Source organism: Streptomyces sp. NPDC001933 (assembly GCF_042890955.1).
GTDB lineage: Bacteria > Actinomycetota > Actinomycetes > Streptomycetales > Streptomycetaceae > Streptomyces.
The window spans coordinates 1-2,812 of sequence record NZ_JBIASS010000088.1 but is presented as its reverse complement, the minus strand read 5'-3'; the positions used below and the strand labels follow the sequence as shown (position 1 = coordinate 2,812).

2 protein-coding genes and 1 pseudogene are annotated in these 2,812 nt (G+C 69.0%); 2 read left to right on the top strand and 1 reads right to left on the bottom strand.

Features of this window, described 5'->3' with window-relative positions:
* Positions 1 to 355: 355 nt before the first annotated feature.
* Positions 356 to 1,129, top strand: a complete 774-nt coding sequence (locus tag ACFYY7_RS45130) for a macrolide 2'-phosphotransferase (RefSeq protein ID WP_388672179.1) — start codon at positions 356 to 358, stop codon at positions 1,127 to 1,129.
* Positions 1,130 to 1,439: 310 nt separating this feature from the next.
* On the opposite strand, the pseudogene ACFYY7_RS45125 reads toward ACFYY7_RS45130, so the two are convergent.
* A pseudogene (locus ACFYY7_RS45125) lies at positions 1,440 to 1,571 on the bottom strand (IS5/IS1182 family transposase); the annotation flags it as partial.
* A gap of 98 nt (positions 1,572 to 1,669) precedes the next feature.
* Here ACFYY7_RS45125 and ACFYY7_RS45120 point away from each other — a divergent pair.
* Positions 1,670 to 2,083, top strand: coding sequence for a hypothetical protein (locus ACFYY7_RS45120; RefSeq protein ID WP_388672176.1), 414 nt, complete (start codon positions 1,670 to 1,672; stop codon positions 2,081 to 2,083).
* The last annotated feature ends 729 nt before the right edge of the window (positions 2,084 to 2,812 follow it).

Sequence of the window (2,812 nt, the reverse complement as noted above, 5' to 3'; positions counted from 1 at the left end):
GCCTACGGGCCGGCCTGTGAGCTGGGCCCCGACCGGGCCCGCCGGCTGCCCGCCGACCACCTGCCGGAGCAGCAGGCGCCGGCAGGTGGTCGGCGGGCAGCCGGCATCTGGCAAGCGAGGACGGTCGAGGAGTAGGCCGTGTCGTTCCGGAGCAGCCCCTCGGTGGCATGGCTGGTGAGGGGAAAAACTGGAAGTGACGTAGGCGCAGGTGCGAGCGTGGTCCCATGAACACGATCGATGACGTCATCGCCCTGGCCGCCACCCACGGCCCGCGCCTGTCCGCGCAGGACGCCACCGTGAATGAGGCGGGCCTGGACTACCGCGTCGTCATGGCCTCCGACACGACCAACCAGAAGTGGGTGCTGCGCGTACCGCGCCGCGCCGACGTCTCCGAGGGCATGGCCGCCCCGCCGAGACGCGCATCCTCAACCTGGTCGCCCCCGTCCTGGCCGAGGACGGCGTCGCGGTCCCCGACTGGCAGGTCCGCTCCCCCGAGCTGATCGCCTACCCGGCCCTGCCCGGCGCCCCGGGCCTGACCCTGACCGACGCCGGAGAGCCCAACTGGCACATGGACCCTGCCAGCCCGGACTACGCCGAGCGCCTGGGGCGTCTGCTGGCCCGTCTGCACTCCATCACCCCGGAGCAGGCCGAGGCCGCGGGCGTCGAGGTCCGCACCCCGGCCCAGGTACGTCAGGCGTGGCGGGACGACATCGCCCGCGTGAGCGAGGCCTTCACTGTCTCCCCCGCCCTGACCGAGGCCTGGCAGGCCTGGCTCGAGGACGACACCTGCTGGCCCGAGCAGACCGTGATGACCCACGGCGAGATCTACCCCGCGCACGTGCTGTTCGACGAGGAGGGCACGATCACCGGGGTCTTGGACTGGACCACCGCCCGCGTGGACGACCCCGCCCGTGACCTGTCCGCCCAGTACGGCGCCGCAGGCGAGGAGATGCTGCACGCCACCCTCACCGCGTACGAGCAAGCGGGCGGGAACGTCCACCCCGGCCTGGCAGCCCAGGCGAAGCACCTGTGGGACACCTCCCCGATCGGGTACGCCTTGTACGCGCTGACCACCGGCGCCGAGACCGACCTGGCCACCGCGGCAGCGATGCTGAACCCCGAGGCCTGATGCCCCGCCCGGTCCGACGACGGCGCACCTTCCCGCCCCGGGAAGGTGCGCCGTCGTCAGACCGTGGATTCGTGGGGGCACACGAGGTGGGCCACGCCCCGGTAAATTCCCTCGCTCCTGCTCGGGGCCTGTCCGTAAGCGCTGTCCCGTACCGGTTCGGACCCCGGGCCACGATCTCCTCCGCCGCGCAGCTGCACTACAGCCGCTTCGTCGACCTCGGATCCCAGTGGGGCCAGGCCGCCTGGTCCTCGTTGCCGTCCCGCGCGCAGACGCTGCCCCGTGGGCGGGCCCCCACGGGCCGTACAGCGTTCGGTCGGCCTCTGCGCACCGGGTCGGTTCCCTCCCGCCGCAACGCGGTCACGAGCTTCGTGAACTGTCGCGGGCTCAGCCCAGTGAACGGGGCTATCCAGGAGGGTTCCGACGCCGTGATCACACCAGCCACGGCGAGATCGTCTCACCTTGATCATGCTCCAGGGCCCGCAGCCTTTGGCGGGAGATATCTCGGTCGCCCTGACGGATTCGGCGTGAGAGTCTCCCGCCGTGGCTACTGAAACCGAGGTGGGAGAGCTGTTGCACCAGCGCGGCTGGCGGACAGCATTCATGGTCGCTGAAAGGGTGAACGCGTGGGCCGCCCTGGTGAGCGTCATCGAGCGTGGCTACGGCTACGACATCTACGAGTACACCAACGACCTCTACTGCCGAAACTGGCTGCACGAGGCGTGGCTCCTGCTGGACGAACACATCGTGCAGCTCTGGACCCCGCAGATCAAAGCTCTGGACGACCGGTACAAGGCCGCGACCGTCGACGACGACGGCCAAGCACTCGACCAGTTCCACAGCCTCCCCGGCCCCGACCTGTGGTGGTGGCGGCGCCACCCCCGCATCCTCACCGGAGACCTCGGGCGTTCGCTTCGCTCCGCCGGTGCCATCGGCATCGATCCTGACACAGCATGACCCTCAGCCTCGTGGGTTACGGGACAGCTCTTACGGAGGGGACTTTCGCGTTTATTGGGAGTTCTCGCTTCCGTGTCCGGGATGGTTCTCAGTTCGGTGTCCGGTCTTGAGCGCTGTGGTGCGGGCCGACCCGGGTGATTCTATGGGGTGTTGAGCAGTGACGGCCTGGCGCTGGTGCTGGACAAGCAATGAGGATTGGCTGGTCACGGAGTGAGGAATACGTGGTCAGCGGGGTGGGAGCTCCAAGAGGGGTGGGCCCGGCGTCAGCCGGTCGAGGGCGTTCCGGCTGTTCGACGTCGCCCTCGCCCTGGGCGCCATCCAGGTCGCCGTGGCCGCAGGTGTCCCAGCGTGCCCTGATGGCCGTCTCCGCCTGTTCCGGCGGCGTCGCCGTGATGGATTGCGCCCACCGCCTCTGCATGGTCGCTCACAGCGGCCTTCCGGCCCTTGACCCGGCTGCCGTGCACGCGGTGGTCCGCCAAGCCGTCCACACTGCTCCGGACGTGTCGAGCACATCCTGCACTGGTCGACCTGGCGCCGAAGACGACAACACCAAGCCCCGCACCAGCCACTACAAACAACGCGGCCACACACCACCAGAAACCGACCCACCATCACACAAAAGACCGTTGCAGGACACTAGTAGTGCTTGGTCATGTGCGGTCCGTGATGGCGTGTCTTCTTGATCGGTCGTTTCGTTGACCGTGTGTGCTGAGTGAGGAGTTGGCTGCG